Raw genomic sequence first — 14963 nt, 5'->3', positions numbered from 1 at the left:
AACCCATTCCAGGTGGGACGCCTCCTGCCGCTCCCGCTGCAGAAGATCCGTTTGGTGCGTTCAAGTCGGAGTTCAACGAACCTTCGCCGGCCGCGGCATCCAATCCTTATGCGTCGCCGGTGACTTCTCACACGTCCGCCAGTGTATCGACCGGCGGTTACCAGCCGACGGCAGCTGATTTCGGAGAGATCTTCTCGCACGCTTGGCAGGCATTCAAACCGAACATTGGCATCTTGGTGGGAGCCACCGTGATCGTGTTTGGTATTTCGTTCGGGTTCAGTATCGTGACGTCGATTCTGGAACAGGTGGCTCAAGACAACGGGAACACGGCGTTTGTCGTGCTGGCACTGGTGCTAAACCTCGCGAGTAGTTTGTTCAACATGTTCATCGGGATCGGGATGGCTCGAATTTGTATCGGCGTCACTCGTTTTCAACCGGTCAACGTCGGGATGCTGTTCAACGGCGGCGACGTGTTTTTGGGCGTCCTCGGCGGAACCATCTTGTTTGGCCTTGGAGCGTTCTTTGGCTTCCTGTTGCTGATCATCCCCGGTCTGATCTTCCTGCTCTTGATGTGGCCGTACTACTACTTCATTGTCGATCGTCAGTGTGGAGTGTTTGAGGCGTTCTCTCGGGCTTTTGAAGTTGGCAAAGCGAACTGGGCAACCTCGTTGGTGCTTGGTGTTGCATCGATGCTCATTTCATTGGGCGGACTGTTGGCCCTCTTCATTGGGCTCTTGTTCACCGGGCCATTCATCGGTGTCATGTTCGCGACCGCGTACGTGATGATGAAAGGTGAACGCCCAGGCCAGCCAGGGATTCCTCAACCGGGAATGCCACAGTCAGCCTTTTGATGATGATGGTCGCGGGCTTCTACCACGCAGGAACTACATGCGTCGGTCGAGAAGCCCGACCGGTGAGATTCCCTTGCCGAGTTTTGGTGCGTTGCGAATCGCATCGTGCACGAAGTCACGAGCAGTTTGCACCGCTTTGCTAAGGTCTTGACCTTTGGCCAGGCCAGCGGTGATGGCAGCGGACAACACGCAACCGCTGCCGTGGGTTCGATTGGATTCAATTCTCGGCGACCGAAGCAATTGAGCTCCTTCGGCGTCGGCAAGGCAATCCACTGACCGCTCACCCACGCAAGCCTTAATCAAAACCGCACGCGGTCCCATCGCGAGCAACTTGGCGGAGACGCTGGTAAGGTCTTCTTCGCTGCGAATGGATTGGCCGACCAATCGTTCGGCTTCAAACGCGTTGGGCGTGACAAGGTCTGCCAGCGGAAACACGCGATTAATCAACAGTTCGATCGCGTCGTCGTCGATGATCGCGTGGCCGTGTTTGCTGATCATGACTGGATCCACGACCAACGGGCATGTCAGGGAATCCAAGCAATCCGCCACCGTGTCAATCAATTCCGCGTTGCCGAGGGCACCGGTCTTGATCGCAGCCACCGGCAAGTCACTGGAGACGCTGGTCCATTGAGCACGAACAAATTCGGCCGGAACCATTTGGATGCCCTGCACACCCATCGTGTTCTGTGCCGTCAGCAGCGTCATCACGCTGCAACCATACACACCGAACGAGTGAAAGGTTTTCAGGTCCGCTTGCATTCCGGCCCCGCCCGACGGATCCGAGCCAGCGATCGTGAGAGCAACTGGGGCGGCAGCAGGCATGGGGAGATCAATGGTTAGCGTATTGAAGACGCGGGTCATCGAGACCCAAGCGTTTCATTTTCTTGTAGAGCGTTGTGCGATTGATTTCAAGCTCGTCGGCGGTGGCGGCTCGGTTCCAATTGTGCCGGCGAAGCGAGTGCAGAATGATTTCCCGTTCCGGGCCTTCGAGAGCTTCTCGCAGGCTGCAGCCATCAAGGATAGCGGGATTGAATGACGACGGGCCGCTCGATGCGGTCACTCCCGGCGAATGTCCGACGCTGCCGATGGATGCGTGCTGGTTGGCGGATGTGCCGAGCACGTCCGGCGGCAAGTCGTCTTTAGTAAGCACACGATCGGTGGCGAGCAACACGGCACGTTCGACCACGTTTTCCAATTGTCGAACGTTGCCGGGCCAGGCGTATGACTGCAGGCATTTCATTGCCTCGCGATCAAAGCCGTCGATGTCGCGGCCGGCGGTTTCTGCGGCTTCACGAAGGAAGTGATCGACGAGCAGTGGAATGTCACCGGTTCGCTCGCGAAGCGATGGCAAAACGATGTTCACGACGTTGATTCGGTAATACAAATCTTGACGGAACGATCCATCCGCGACCGCTTTGTCTAGATTTTCGTTGGTTGCCAAGATGACTCGGGTGTCGACGCTGCGAGTCTCCATGCCGCCGAGCGGTTCAAACTGCAGTTCCTGCAGGACGCGAAGAAGTTTGACCTGCATGGCGGGAGTCGCCGTCGCGATTTCGTCGAGAAACAAGGTTCCGCCGTCAGCCAGTTCGAATTTGCCGCGACGGTCGGTGTTGGCACCGGTGTAGGCTCCGGCGATGTGACCGAACAGTTCACTTTCGAGCAGTGTGTCCGGGAGAGCACCACAAGCGACTTCGATAAACGGGCCACTCCGGCGAGCGCATCGGTTGTGGATCGCGCGAGCGATCATGCTTTTACCGGTACCGTTTTCTCCGGTGATCAAGATCGATGCTTTGGCATCCGCGACACTGTCGATGACATCGAAGATTTTCATCATTCGGTAGTCATGACTGAGAATGTTTTCGAGACCACTGCGTTGATCAAGTTGTCGACGCAGCGTTTCGTTTTCGGCTTCGATCTTGCGTTGGTTCATCGCTCGATCGATGGCGAGCAGCAATTCGTCATCGATGACCGGTTTGGTCAGCAGATCCACTGCCCCGGCGCGGACTGCTTCCACGGCGGTATTGGGCGTGGCATATCCGGTCATCACCAAAACCGGCGTGTCGGAATGGTGTTTCTTAACGTCCGATACCAACGTCATTCCATCTTCACCACCCAAACGCAAATCGGTGATCACCAATTCGAACGCATGTTGCTTGAGCTGTTGGCGTGCGTCCTCGAGCGTGCCGGCGAGATGGGTTTCGAATCCTTCTTCGGCGAGCCACTCACCTAGCGAGGTTGCCAAGTGATGGTCGTCGTCGACTAGTAGGATCGAAGCAGCGGGCATCATGGTGCGATTCCGAAGCAGGGTGTTTCGTAAGGACTACTCCTTTTCCTAGGTCATGTTTGATGATGAGGCAAAAAAGAACACGTGTTGCTTTGGGGCTGCATGCGGGGCGTTCGGCCCGGTGCAAATTCAGGGAGCGGTGAAGTAATTGGCCAAAGGACTGCGTTTCAGTGATCCTTCGCCGGTTCGACGACTGACTTTTCCGCTGTAGACACGCAGTTCGGGACTGGCATCGTTTTGTGAAACGGTATCGGTCGCATCGATTGCAGCGGTCATGCGGTTGGATGTGTTTCCCGATGGCAACATGTGCCCCACACGGTTGGCTGATGCATTGCTCGCTGCGGATGCGGTCGGAGTCGTTCGTTCGACAGCCGAAGGTTGAGGGCGGTTAGCGATCGAGGCAGGCGATTGAGCTGGCTTCTTCGCGGTGGTGGGCCGGTAGCTGGTTTCGATTTCTTCGGTGGTTTTCAGTAGTGCTTGGGTGGATTTGTCGTCCAAATCCAAGTCGACAACCATTTGCGTGTCGTCCGATTGGGTTGCCTCGGCTTCTTTGGGTTCCAGTTCACCTCGCAGGACGCGGACGTCGCGAGGAGCGGAGATACCGATCCGAACTTGGTTGTTGCGAACCTTGATGACGGTGATCTTGATGTTGTCGCCGATAACGATTTGTTCGTCGATTTTTCGAGTGAGAACCAACATGGCAGTTTCCTTTGCCCCAGAAGAGAGTCGTTTGAGAAGTGGGCCGTTGTGACCCGCGGTTGTGATTGGGGACTAATGCAATGGCAGTGCCAAACGCTCGCGGAAACTTCTGGTATTCGTTGTAAGTGATTTGCTGCAGGTGTTTTACGTGTTTGGTTCGAGTCCGGCGGTTCGGCGCTGTGCAAAATTGACTAGAAGCTGTTACAAGACGACGTCAAGAATTACAAACCGGTCTGGACGCCCCCCGCAGCGGTCGACTATTCCTCTCCTAGGCACGAATTCGATGCCCAAATTGAATTGGATGGGTCCCGCGATGCTTTCTCTTTCCGCCCGTAACGCTCAATTGCCGATGTTCGATCGGCCAACGTTGTCGCGTGCGCTGACTCTGGCAGTTTTGGCAAACTGTTGCGCGGTGATATTCGCCGCGTTCTTGTTGATGCTGAACTGCGGTTCGGCGTCCGCTCAAGAGTTTCGGCTGGCAAACCGTCTGGGCCAAAAGACAGCCAAGGCCAACACGCCCGACTTCACGCTGACAACCAAAATCTACTTCGCGGGCGAGCGAAAACCGAACACGGTTCACAAAAACATCTTTGCGGATGGCGTGATCTACAGCGTGTCGGAATCAGATCCTCGGTTTCTGACGGTGTTTGATCTGAATCAGTCCATGATTGTGTTGTTGGATCAGAAAACCAAAACACGATGCTCGGTTTCCATGGATGAGCTGACTCGCTTGACCGCTCGTGCGGACGCGTCCGTCACTGACCCAATGCGTCGTGAGCGATTGGGCATGAACGCGCGAGTGAGATTGATAGGGCCTCAACAGTATGAGATGACCTACCCAGGCGTGCGTTACGAAGTCGAAGGCGTTGTTCCTCCTTCGCCCGCGATGGCGATTGCCAATGCCCAGTTGGTCGATTGGGCATGTCGTCTCAACATTGCTCGACCTCGAGGATTGCCACCGTTCGGTCGCATGCGATTGAACGACGAGCTTTGGAAGCAATCTTTGATTGGCGTGAAAACGAAGCTGTCGATTGACCGGAACGGGGCTGATGGAGAACCGGTCATGAAGGCAAACCTGAACATTGAATCGGATTGGTCCGAAGGTCTTGATGATGATGCGGAGCGTCAAATCGATCAGGTCCGGGGCTACCGAGTCGTTTACACACAAGTGAACTGGAGCGAGTTTGCTGACTGAGTTGCTAGCGTCGTGATCGCTGGCAACGTTCGCCACTGAAGAAAACCTCTTTGGCGGTGGCGTTCCCATTGGTTGTTTCGCGTCTTGTTGTTTTTCCTTCAACCTCGATGAAAGTCCCAACCCTCGTGAATCCGGTGATCGGAGCAGGCATCGCTGTGACGTTCAAGTTGTTTCGACTCACGTTTCGCATACGTGTTCGCAACGACCAACGTGAACGCGTGGTGCAGCGGACAGGCAAGCAGTACGCTTTGGCGATTCTGCATGCTCATCAATTGGCCGCATTGTCATTGTCAGCACCTCGTGTCGGGGCGATGGTTTCTCGGTCGCGAGATGGTGATCTTTTGATGCCATTGCTGCGCGGCAACGGTTGCGTGCCAATCCGCGGCAGCAGCGGCGTGGGAGAGAAGGGTGGTGCCACGGCACTGACCAAAATGATTCGCCATGTGAAGGATGGAAATCCAAGTGTGATCGCGGTCGATGGTCCCCGGGGCCCTCGCGGAGTGGCGCAAAAAGGCATCGCCATGGTGGCGATGAAAGCGGAAGTTCCAATCATCCCCGTGGTTCTGATTCCTCGACGACGTTGGATCATGTCGAAAGCTTGGGACCGGATGCAAATTCTGTTGCCGTTCACCTTGGTGGATGCAATGTTTGGTGACCCGATCTTTCCGACTCCCGGCGAGTCGATCGACGATCTGCGAGCGAAGGTGGCGGAATCTTTGCGAGTCATGGAACATCGCATGGATCCACAGGAAGCAGCCATTTGCGATCAGCAGTGCCGCAAAAGTTCGGGGAAGCGACGCAACAAGCGTGAGCCGTCTTCGGATGAAGCGACCACGCAATCAAATGATATCGTCCAATCAGTCGGGGGGCAGGACTCGCTGGTTCCCGGCGTGGAGCCAAGCGGCGTTGCCGTCGCAGCCGATTCCGTCTCGCTCAAACGACAAGCTGCGTAGTCCTCGCATCTTTTCTCGGCTAACCGAACACGCTCTGTCTGAAGTCGTGTTCTACAGATTTCCGTGCTGAAAACGGAGCGATTGCTTCGGCGAAGGTGGCTTTTGTCCACTGATTTCAGATAGGCGGCTCTCGCGGCTTCAAATCGTCTCGCGAATTGGCAGGCGTCTTGGCGAAACGGGGCGGATGCTTAGAATCTGGGCTCTCAATCGCAACGCGATTGTCTTCGGAAATTCCTCTTCACCAGGCAGTGTCATCGTGGCTGAGCTCGCTCATCACAATTTGGATATCAAACGCGTCGCGATTTTGTTCGCTGGCGGACCCGCTCCAGCCGCCAATGCGGTCATCAGTACCGCCGCGTTTTCATTCCTGGAAGAGGGTGCTCAGGTCTTTGGCATCAAGCACGGGTACAGCCGTTTGGCGGAATACACCGCTGCCGGTCCTTTGCAAGAAGGCACCGATTACATCCGGTTCACGCACGATTCGCTGACCCACGCTCGCAGCAGCCGTGGGATCATGATCGGAACGGCTCGGACCAACCCCGGCAAACACGTCAGCAACCCAGAACACCTGAAAGACCCCGAGTTGGTCGCGCCGCTTCGTCGTGTCTACGAAGGATTGTGTTCGCTGGAAGTCGACGCATTGATTTCGATTGGTGGCGACGACACGCTGAAGACCGCGAATAAACTCAAAATGTTCCAGGACAACCTGCCCGGCGACGCTCGACGTTTCCCGGTTGTTCACTTGCCGAAAACGATCGACAACGATTACTCGGGTATTGATTTCACATTCGGATTCTTCACCGCGGTTGAAACGTTGGCCGAAGAAATTCGCAACCTCAACTACGATGCCGCCGCCGGACGAGCGTACTTCTTGTGCGAAGCCATGGGCCGCAGCGCGGGCTGGTTGGCATACGGTGCCGCAATTGCCGGTGAAGCCAGCATGGTGCTCAGCGTTGAAGACATCACCGGTGCACTGGCGGACGAAGAAGTCGTCAATCAGGAAACCGGCGAGACTCGAAAGATCATGGCGATGGATCGAGTGATCGATCGGATGGTCGACATGATGCTGGCTCGCGAACGCGAAGGACGCCAATACGGAACCATCGTGATCGCCGAAGGCATGGCCGAGTACCTGCCAGCGAAGTATCTCGAAGGCGTTACCCGTGACGACCACGGTCACATCAACATCTCGTTGGTGAACCTCTCCGCCGTGATGTCTCGTTTGTTGGCGGCTCGCTACAACGAACGCACCGGCCGGACTCGCAAGGTGAACGGATTGCAAATGGGATACGAATCTCGTTGTGCACCACCTCACGCTTACGACGTGATGTTGGGTTCACAACTCGGCGTCGGTGCTTACCGGGCACTCGTGGAAGAGAAGCTCAACGGCGTCATGGTTTCAGTATCGGGGCAGTTTGATCTGCACTTTGTGCCGTTTGAAGAATTGGTCGACCCGCAAACCTTGGTCACCAAAGTTCGCTTCATCGAGCAGAATTCGGACTTCCACCGCTTGGCACGGTTCCTGGAAACGTGCGTCGACAACTGATCGTTGTCTGACTGGAAAATAGTCCAATCGCAATGCGTTCGGTCACGTTTCGGTTTGATTCGAGACGCTGGGGTGCCGACCGCTTTTGCGTTGGCATCCCGGACAAAAGAACGTCGCTCGTTGAGCCTGGACGATTCGCCGGACCACGCCATCCACGCATCGTGGGCACGCCAAGTTTTCACGATCATAAACGCGATGCATGTTTTGGTAGTTGCCCGGATCGTTCAGAGCGTTGCGATACGTCCCATCGCTTAGCGTGCTGCCTTCGTGGTTGATGGCGTCTTGCAGCACCAACGTGATGGCGGGATGAATGCGTTCCCATTGCGGTTTGGTCAGTCGGTCGCATCGTGTGCGTGGGTCGACGCCAGCTAAGAACAAAATCTCGGCTGCGTACAGGTTGCCAATTCCGGCAACGACGGATTGATCTAATAATGCGACTTTGATTGGGCGTTTTGAATTGGCCAGGTTTCCTCGCAGTTGCTCTGCGGTGATGCACATTGCATCGGGGCCCAAGCGTGAATCAACCTTTTCGAGGTAGTCGCTTTCGGTCATCCAGCGGATCGTTCCCAGTCCGCGGCGATCCCAAACCAACATTTCGGTTGGAATTTCACGAGATCGAGTTGTTGATTGATTGGACGGTGAACGAAACTGAATGCGTAGTCGCAAGTGGTCCGGATCGGGTGGGTCGGCCAATAGCACCAATCCGGTCATCCGGGGTTCGATGACGAGTCGCGACTGATCGTCAAAGCAAAGCATCACGCGTTTGCCACGTCGCTGAATGGATGTGACCCGGCGACCTTGAAGGCGACGGTTCAGGTGGGCAGCCGACGGTTCCATCGTGATCGGTCGGCAGTGACACGGTGGAAGTTCGACTCGCTCGATCTCGCAACCGACGATTGGCGAGATCCCGCGGCACATCGTTTCGACTTCCGGCAACTCCGGCATGTGGATTCCTTTGGAAGGTTATCTGTTGGTTTGCTTTTTGTACCCTCGCCGGTTCGTTTGAGTTCGGTCGCGATTAGGGCGATGGTTGAGTTTCACGCCAAGTTGCACGGACAGGTTTCGAGTCGACTCGTCTGGCGTTCGCGAATGTGGATCCGGTATTGAAAGGATATGCGTGCGACTCACCTTCGTCTGAATCAAGCGGATTCCGCCGAATCGGCTCCCCAGAATACCAACCTGCTCGGCCTGGATGCCGTGCGGGCGTGGGCCGCCGTTGGCGTTGTCATGCTCCACGCATGCGTGCCCTACTCCAATCCGGATATTCCCGGTCTGACCTGGGCGACAACCGATACGCCTCATTCAGCCCTGACGTCGCTGATGTGGGCCATCGAGATTGTCATCATGCCAATCTTTTTGGTGATGGCCGGAATCCTGGCCGTTCGCAGCATGACATCGCGAGGACCGCTGGCGACTCTCAAGTCTCGGACTCGCCGGTTGGGCTGGCCTTTGTTTTTGGCGGTCGTGTTTCTGATTCCCGTCGACCTTTACGCCTGGCTGTTGGGCTGGTTGGCCGACGGTGTGATCACGCCTCGTCAGATGCGAACCTTGAAGTTTGCCGACGGCCAAGATGAGCACCTTTGGGGTTTGTCTCATCTTTGGTTCCTTCAGTACCTGATCCTTTACATCGCGGTTCTTGCTGGGGCCTGGAATTGGTTGCAGCGAATCGATCCAAAGACTGTGTTCCGTGTCGGGATGCCGCTGACTTTTTCAGTTGCCACCGTGGTGCTGTGCTTTTACCCCGAGGTCGTTTGGGGATTTCAACATGCATTTCTGCCAGTTCCCGCCAAGTGGCTGTACAGCGGTTGCGCTTTCGCCATGGGAGTGTTGATCGCTCGTGCGGATGCAGATCTGACTTGGTTGAAGCAAGTTGCCGGTCGTGCGGTTTGTCCCAGCGCTTTGTTGTGCATTGCGGCAACGGTGCTCGGGATATGGGTGCTCAACCATACGCCGTCTGAAAACGTTCAATACGCGTCGGCGTTTCCCGTTGTGATCAGTGGAGCCACCTGGGTGTCGCTGGCTTTGTTGACCGTCGCAAGTGCCACCGGTCTTTCATTGTCGCTGATTGGAATCGCATGCTATCGGGTGAATAAAATCGGTCCCGTCACCCAGCGATTGGCAACCGCTTCCTTTGCGATCTATTTGCTGCATCATCCGGTTTTGGTGTTGTTCCATGTCGCCGCAAAGCATGGCATGCCTTCGGCGTCCCCGCTGCTAAAGATGTCACTTGGGACGATCATTGCGGTTTCGGTGCCGGTGGGAATTCATTTCGTGTTTCGAGGCGTGATGGCACGGCGGAAATCGACCATCGCTTCACAACGCGAACAAGATGCACCGTCCATCTTGGCGATGCCCACCACGTCAGAAGACTCGGTATCCGAACGACGATTGGCGGGATAAGTACTCGCGATCTGAGTCGCCAGATCTCACGAAAGTTTGTTGACAGCGTCGGCCAAACGTTCGTACTGATCCAGCGAGTTGTAGGTTTGTGCCGAGATTCGCAAACAGACGTTTGTTGCATCGAAACGAAACACGGGAAGCTCAAACCGACGTTCTGTTCGCAAGGTGGTTCGCACGGCCTGAATCTGTGCTGAGGTGTGATTGGTCCACGCCGGGATCGGAATCGTGGCGAGGCTGCCCAGCATCGATTCTGATACGGGCTCGGGGAGTTTGAGTTTGTTGAGAATCACACGTCGACCTGCAACCGCCAGGTCATGGTTGTGTCTCATCAATCCGGCCAGTCGACTGGGATCGTCGGTCGGATACAAGCTAGCCAGAAAGTCGATCGCGGTTGGCAGGGCCAGCAAGGGGGAAGGATCAAAGGTGCCCGGCCAATTGAATTGGCATTGGAACTTACTTGGGCCATAGCCTTCCGTGTTTGCGCCGTGGCTGATGATCGATGGCAGGACATCGTCTTGCGACTTTTCGTCGACGTAAAGGAACCCGGATACCTTGGGGCCGCACCACCATTTGTGATGATTGGCGGTGTAGTAGTCAGGCTTCAGCTCGTTGAGGTTCAATGGCAACATGCCGGGCGCGTGGGCTCCATCGACCATCACGCGAATGTTGTTGGAGTGAGCCAGTTCGATTAGCTCGGCGACTGGTAGGACGATCCCTGTGGGGCTGGTCACATGATCGATCAGCATCCAAGTTGTCTTGGGAGTGATGTTGCGCTCGATCGCCCGGACGATTTCGTCCGGGCTTTGAATCGGAAACGGAATATTGGCAGTCACGACCTTCACACCAGCGAAAGTCGCGGCTTGGGCAACCGCGTTGATGCACGCGTTGTAGCCATGATTGGTGACAAGGACTTCGTCGCCGGCCCGAAGTGGCAGCGACCTCACCACCGCGTTGACGCCTTCGGTTGCATTGCGAACAAAGGCAATGTCTCGCGGAGACGCGTTGAGTTCTTGGGCGACCGTTTGGCGAACGAAATCAAGTTTGGGAAGCAGCGACCTTTCCGGTGCGAGGAATTCGATCGGGTCTTCCTCCAGTTGGTTCTGCCAATGCCGTTGGTTTTCGATCACACAACGAGGTGTGGCACCAAAGGACCCGTGATTGAGGAAATCCAGGTCACGCCGAATCAACCATGGTTCTTGTTGTGTGTCGTTCAACGGGAGGCCTGTGGGTGAGAGTTTGGCATTTTGGTGTGATGTCTCTTGAAGCTTCGCAGCCAGACGGCGTTGCCTCGCCAGTCGTCTTTCCGCAGCGGGTATGATGAGCCGCCCAGTGATTTCGGCAACGAGCCTCGTCCAAATGATTTGAGTTGAGAACGCGAAGATGAAACACCGTCATAGCCTTTGGTTGCTCATTGTCATGTGTTTGCTGATGTTTCAGAAGGCCGCTCACTGCGAGGAATCGAGTTCGGTTGTGAAGCATCAAGGACTCGTCTATGCGGAGGTATCCGGTGCCGGGAATGAAGCTCGATCACTCCAGTTGGATTTGTTCGTGCCGGCGACGTCCGAGTCGCCTCCCTTGGTGGTTTGGATTCACGGCGGCGGATGGCGAAATGGTTCGCGACGCAACCCGAAGTTGATCGAGGTGACAGAGCACGGTTATGCACTGGCCAGCCTGAGTTACCGCTTCTCCAAAGAGGCAATTTTCCCGGCCCAGGTTCACGACTGCAAAGCGGCGATTCGATGGTTGCGAGCCAATGCAGAGCGTTATGGTTACAACGCCGACTGGATCGCGGTCGCGGGAAGTTCCGCGGGCGGGCATCTGGCTTTGTTGCTGGGCACGTCCGGCGACGTGGCTGAGTTGGAAGGTGCAGTGGGTGGAAACGTCGAGCAGTCCTCTCGTGTGCAGGCGGTGATCGATTACTTCGGCCCATCTGATTTCGTTCTGCGTGGGAAGACTCAACCCGAGAGAGCGTACACCAATCAATCCGGCAGCTATGCGTTGTTGGGCGGCAAAGACGGGAAGGTTCCCGAGAAGATGGAACGATTGGCTAGCCCGGCGACCTATGTGTCCACCGATGACCCGCCGCTATTGATCTTTCACGGGACAGCAGACAAGACGGTGCTGTTGGATCAAAGTGAAAGGATCGTCGATTTGTACGAGGACACCGGTCTCGAAGTTGAGTTCATCGAGCACGAGGGCGCAGGTCACGGCGGCAAGCGGTTTTTCACCGGGGAATCTCTTCGGAAGGCGATCCACTTTTTGAATGCCCATCGACCGGATTGAATCGAGAATACGAGTGTGCGAGAGCCTATGATGGTCGACTGATTTCGTTGTTTGAGCCGGTGAGTTAGGCGGACGCAATTGCTTCTTGGGAGAACAGGCATGTCGTTGAGACTGGGCGGGTTGTTGTGTGGCATCGTGATGATGGTCGGTGGCACGTTGCTGGGACAAAGTGTCTCTGGCGATGAGGTGAATCGTCCCAATGTGATTTTGGTGATGGCGGACGATTTGGGGTACGCGCAGACGGGCTACTTTCAGCATCCGTTGCTGAAAACACCTGAGCTGGATCGGCTGGCCGCCGGCGGATTGCGACTGGATCGGTTCTATGCGGCCTCCGCGGTGTGCTCGCCAACCCGAGCGAGCGTTTTGACGGGGCGTTCCCCCGTGCGAACCGGGGTGCCTTCACATGGTCATGCTCTGCGACACCAGGAACGATCGATCGCGACTGCGATTCGGAATGCGGGCTATGTCACCGGGCACTTTGGCAAGTGGCATCTGAATGGTCTTCGCGGACCTGGAGTTCCGATTCTAGGCGAGGACCGCTTTCATCCCGGTCGGTTTGGATTTGATGTGTGGTTGTCGGTGACCAACTTCTTTGATCGCGACCCGTTATTGAGTCGGCGTGGAAAGTTTGAAGCCTTCGAAGGCGACTCGTCCGAAGTGATCGTGGAAGAAGCCTTGGATTTCGCGTCTCGATCAGCACGGTCTCAACAACCATTTTTCGCGGTGGTTTGGTATGGCACCCCGCACAGTCCGTTTGTGGCATCTGATGACGACATGCAGGCGTTGGTCGACGCGGGCAAAGACGAAGATGAGAAGGCTAAGTTGCAACAGATCGTTGATGGCATGGATGAGCATTCTCGCAATCACTATGGCGAATTGGTTGCCATGGATCGAAGTCTGGGGACTCTTCGAGAAGGACTGGAGCGATTGCGAGTGCTGGACAACACGCTGATCTGGTTCTGCAGTGACAATGGTGGTTTGTCAGGCATCGAACCATCGACGACGGCTCCGTTGCGAGGACACAAGTCGCAGCTTTACGAGGGTGGGCTGCGCGTGCCTTGTGTGTTGCACTGGCCCAATCAGATTCAGGCGGGTCGCATCAGTCGGGTTCCAGCTTGTGCGACCGACATCGCGCCGACGCTGGTGGATTTGCTGGACTTGCCGGATGACTCTCTAATCAAGCCGGTCGACGGAATCAGCTTGCTGCCTCTGATTCAAGGCGTGGGTGAGGCTGTGGTGTCGCTTCGCGAAAAACCGATCGGGTTTCGTTTTCGCGGCAAGTCAGCCGTAGTCGACAACCGGTGGAAGTTGATTCGCGAAACGCGAAAGCAGAAGGGGAAATCGGTGACGAGCGAACAGTTGTATCAACTGGACGAAGATGTCAGCGAAAGCAAAGACGTGACCGGAGACTACCCGGAAATTGCATCACGTTTGAGCGAGTGGTTGGCCGAATGGAATGACTCCGTCGATGACAGCGTGTCGGGTTTGGATTATCCCGAAGGCCGCGTGAATCCAGACCACGCTGAACCGAAGTTTTGGGCCGACGATTCGCGTTACGAAGTGTTTCTGGACGAGTGGCGTGAACGACCGGAGTATCAATCGTTCTTGAAGACTCGATTGGGAAAGTGAACTAGCGGCCTTCGCGACGCATCGTCAATTCTCGTTGCATCTCCTCACCCAAGAAGTATTGGGCGGGGACGTAGGTGTTGCGATCCAACGGCACAGTCACGCGAACGGTAATGTCTTCCGTTGCATCGGTGATGTTCGCTGGTTCGACCTCGAGCGTGAATTCATCGATTCCGATGGTGCCAAGGATGCGTGTCGCTTCGGCTCGGATTTCGGCGTTGGTTCCACCGGGAATGATTCCGACGCGGGCGCCTTCGTAAACGGCATTGTCGACGGTGTGCCGAACCATCGCCACTCGCATGAATTCGAAGCCTGCGAAGAAGAACAGGAACAACAACGGGACGACGATGGCAAATTCAACCGCGACGGCCCCTTTTCGGGAATCCGGTTTGGCGAACTGTCGGCGAGCGTGAGGCAGAGATTGCATGGGGTTGGATCGTGAGAAAATGAAGTGGAAGTGCGGCCGGTCAAGCGTCTTTATTCCGTCAGGACCGTTCCGAGTGTCAGTGCGATCTCACGGTAGATGTCACGCAATTGATCGCCATTGGTGGCATGGAAGTGACGTCCTCCGCCGATGCGTGCGACGTCTCGCATGCGTCCGAAATCGGCTCCAGCTCCAAAGGTGATCGTGTGGATGGTGACACCATCGGACGCAAGGTCGGTTGCCACGACTCGCGGTTCGGGGCCTCGGTTGTGGCGACCGTCGGTCATCACGATCATGGTTCGTTCGACGAATTCAGGTGGTCGCCCACGCAGTGCGATTTCTTGACCTGCTCGCATGCCGCGAGAGATGCTGGTGAAGCCGCCGGTTCGTAGGCGGTCCATCGCATTGTTGACTTCGGCGAAGTTTTCGGTCAGTTGAACGTCTTCGCTGGCTCGGTCGTTGTACGATGCCAACCCGATTTGTTCATCAACGGGTGTTGTTGCGAGCAGGTCGGTGAAGATGCGAATGGCGGCTTGCAGGTCATTGAATCGGCTGCCCGCCATCGATCCACTTCGGTCGACGACCAAGGTGATGTCTCGTTCGACGTAAGTTGCCGTCGCGAAAGCTTCTGGTTCGAAGATCGATGTTCCGGTGACATTTCCGAAGAACAGTGGAACGGGACCCGAGAGCGAACCGGACGTG

The 14963-nt window shown here is 56.0% G+C and carries 14 protein-coding genes; 7 read left to right on the top strand and 7 right to left on the bottom strand.

Going from position 1 to position 14963, the window contains the following annotated elements; translation table 11 throughout:
* On the top strand, positions 1-851 hold an 851-nt coding region (locus tag B2R17_RS17660), incomplete at its 5' end, for a hypothetical protein (RefSeq protein WP_286765019.1).
* A gap of 33 nt (positions 852-884) precedes the next feature.
* Here B2R17_RS17660 and thiD read toward each other — a convergent pair.
* The 3 genes from thiD to B2R17_RS17645 form a co-directional block, all read right to left on the bottom strand.
* A complete protein-coding gene (gene thiD, locus B2R17_RS17655) occupies positions 885-1673 on the bottom strand; it encodes a bifunctional hydroxymethylpyrimidine kinase/phosphomethylpyrimidine kinase (protein WP_286765018.1) in 789 nt (262 codons plus the stop codon).
* Between the two features lie 7 nt (positions 1674-1680).
* Entirely contained in the window at positions 1681-3138 is a 1458-nt protein-coding gene (locus tag B2R17_RS17650; RefSeq protein WP_286765017.1) for a sigma-54-dependent transcriptional regulator, read from the bottom strand.
* Between the two features lie 126 nt (positions 3139-3264).
* Positions 3265-3834 (bottom strand): carbon storage regulator, encoded by a 570-nt coding sequence (locus tag B2R17_RS17645; RefSeq protein WP_286765016.1) that lies wholly within the window; start codon positions 3832-3834, stop codon positions 3265-3267.
* 283 nt (positions 3835-4117) lie between these two features.
* Between B2R17_RS17645 and B2R17_RS17640 the strand changes: the two genes are divergently transcribed.
* The 3 genes from B2R17_RS17640 (at position 4118) to B2R17_RS17630 (ending at position 7528) form a co-directional block, all read left to right on the top strand.
* On the top strand, positions 4118-5029 hold the full coding sequence (locus B2R17_RS17640; protein WP_286765015.1) for a hypothetical protein: 912 nt from the start codon (positions 4118-4120) through the stop codon (positions 5027-5029).
* Positions 5030-5085: 56 nt separating this feature from the next.
* Positions 5086-5982, top strand: a complete 897-nt coding sequence (locus tag B2R17_RS17635) for a lysophospholipid acyltransferase family protein (RefSeq protein WP_414707366.1) — start codon at positions 5086-5088, stop codon at positions 5980-5982.
* Positions 5983-6238: 256 nt separating this feature from the next.
* Positions 6239-7528: a 6-phosphofructokinase gene (locus tag B2R17_RS17630; RefSeq protein WP_008668494.1), complete on the top strand. Its 1290-nt coding sequence runs from the start codon at positions 6239-6241 to the stop codon at positions 7526-7528.
* Between the two features lie 42 nt (positions 7529-7570).
* Here the strand turns inward: B2R17_RS17630 and mutM are convergent, their stop codons facing one another.
* Entirely contained in the window at positions 7571-8473 is a 903-nt protein-coding gene (mutM, locus tag B2R17_RS17625; protein WP_008668492.1) for a bifunctional DNA-formamidopyrimidine glycosylase/DNA-(apurinic or apyrimidinic site) lyase, read from the bottom strand.
* A gap of 168 nt (positions 8474-8641) precedes the next feature.
* On the opposite strand from mutM, the gene B2R17_RS17620 reads away from it, so the two are divergent.
* A complete protein-coding gene (locus B2R17_RS17620) occupies positions 8642-9928 on the top strand; it encodes an acyltransferase family protein (protein WP_286765013.1) in 1287 nt (428 codons plus the stop codon).
* Positions 9929-9954: 26 nt separating this feature from the next.
* On the opposite strand, the gene B2R17_RS17615 is transcribed toward B2R17_RS17620, so the two are convergent.
* The gene (locus tag B2R17_RS17615; RefSeq protein WP_286765012.1) at positions 9955-11142 is read right to left on the bottom strand and encodes an aminotransferase class V-fold PLP-dependent enzyme; all 1188 of its coding nucleotides are present in this window, start codon (positions 11140-11142) and stop codon (positions 9955-9957) included.
* A gap of 166 nt (positions 11143-11308) precedes the next feature.
* On the opposite strand from B2R17_RS17615, the gene B2R17_RS17610 reads away from it, so the two are divergent.
* A complete protein-coding gene (locus B2R17_RS17610; protein ID WP_286765011.1) occupies positions 11309-12211 on the top strand; it encodes an alpha/beta hydrolase in 903 nt (300 codons plus the stop codon).
* A 99-nt stretch (positions 12212-12310) separates the two neighbouring features.
* Positions 12311-13840 carry a sulfatase family protein gene (locus B2R17_RS17605; protein ID WP_286765010.1) on the top strand — a complete coding sequence of 510 codons (1530 nt, stop codon included), beginning with the start codon at positions 12311-12313 and terminating at the stop codon, positions 13838-13840.
* A 1-nt stretch (position 13841) separates the two neighbouring features.
* Here B2R17_RS17605 and B2R17_RS17600 read toward each other — a convergent pair whose 3' ends face one another.
* Entirely contained in the window at positions 13842-14264 is a 423-nt protein-coding gene (locus B2R17_RS17600; RefSeq protein WP_286765009.1) for a TadE/TadG family type IV pilus assembly protein, read from the bottom strand.
* Positions 14265-14314: 50 nt separating this feature from the next.
* A partial coding sequence (locus B2R17_RS17595; RefSeq protein WP_286765008.1) for a vWA domain-containing protein occupies positions 14315-14963 on the bottom strand: 649 nt, incomplete at its 5' end.

This window comes from Rhodopirellula sp. UBA1907, from assembly GCF_002337565.1.
Lineage (GTDB): Bacteria > Planctomycetota > Planctomycetia > Pirellulales > Pirellulaceae > Rhodopirellula > Rhodopirellula europaea.
The sequence above is the reverse complement of the archived record's forward strand: the minus strand, read 5'-3'. Positions and strand labels throughout refer to the sequence as shown.

Bases quoted from the DNA above. Each gene is read 5' to 3' on its own strand.
- thiD (WP_286765018.1), bottom strand. From the start codon at position 1,673: ATGCCTGCTGCCGCCCCAGTTGCTCTCACGATCGCTGGCTCGGATCCG.
- B2R17_RS17650 (WP_286765017.1), bottom strand. From the start codon at position 3,138: ATGATGCCCGCTGCTTCGATCCTACTAGTCGACGACGACCATCACTTG.
- B2R17_RS17645 (WP_286765016.1), bottom strand. From the start codon at position 3,834: ATGTTGGTTCTCACTCGAAAAATCGACGAACAAATCGTTATCGGCGAC.
- B2R17_RS17640 (WP_286765015.1), top strand. From the start codon at position 4,118: ATGCCCAAATTGAATTGGATGGGTCCCGCGATGCTTTCTCTTTCCGCC.
- mutM (WP_008668492.1), bottom strand. From the start codon at position 8,473: ATGCCGGAGTTGCCGGAAGTCGAAACGATGTGCCGCGGGATCTCGCCA.
- B2R17_RS17620 (WP_286765013.1), top strand. From the start codon at position 8,642: ATGCGTGCGACTCACCTTCGTCTGAATCAAGCGGATTCCGCCGAATCG.
- B2R17_RS17610 (WP_286765011.1), top strand. From the start codon at position 11,309: ATGAAACACCGTCATAGCCTTTGGTTGCTCATTGTCATGTGTTTGCTG.
- B2R17_RS17605 (WP_286765010.1), top strand. From the start codon at position 12,311: ATGTCGTTGAGACTGGGCGGGTTGTTGTGTGGCATCGTGATGATGGTC.
- B2R17_RS17600 (WP_286765009.1), bottom strand. From the start codon at position 14,264: ATGCAATCTCTGCCTCACGCTCGCCGACAGTTCGCCAAACCGGATTCC.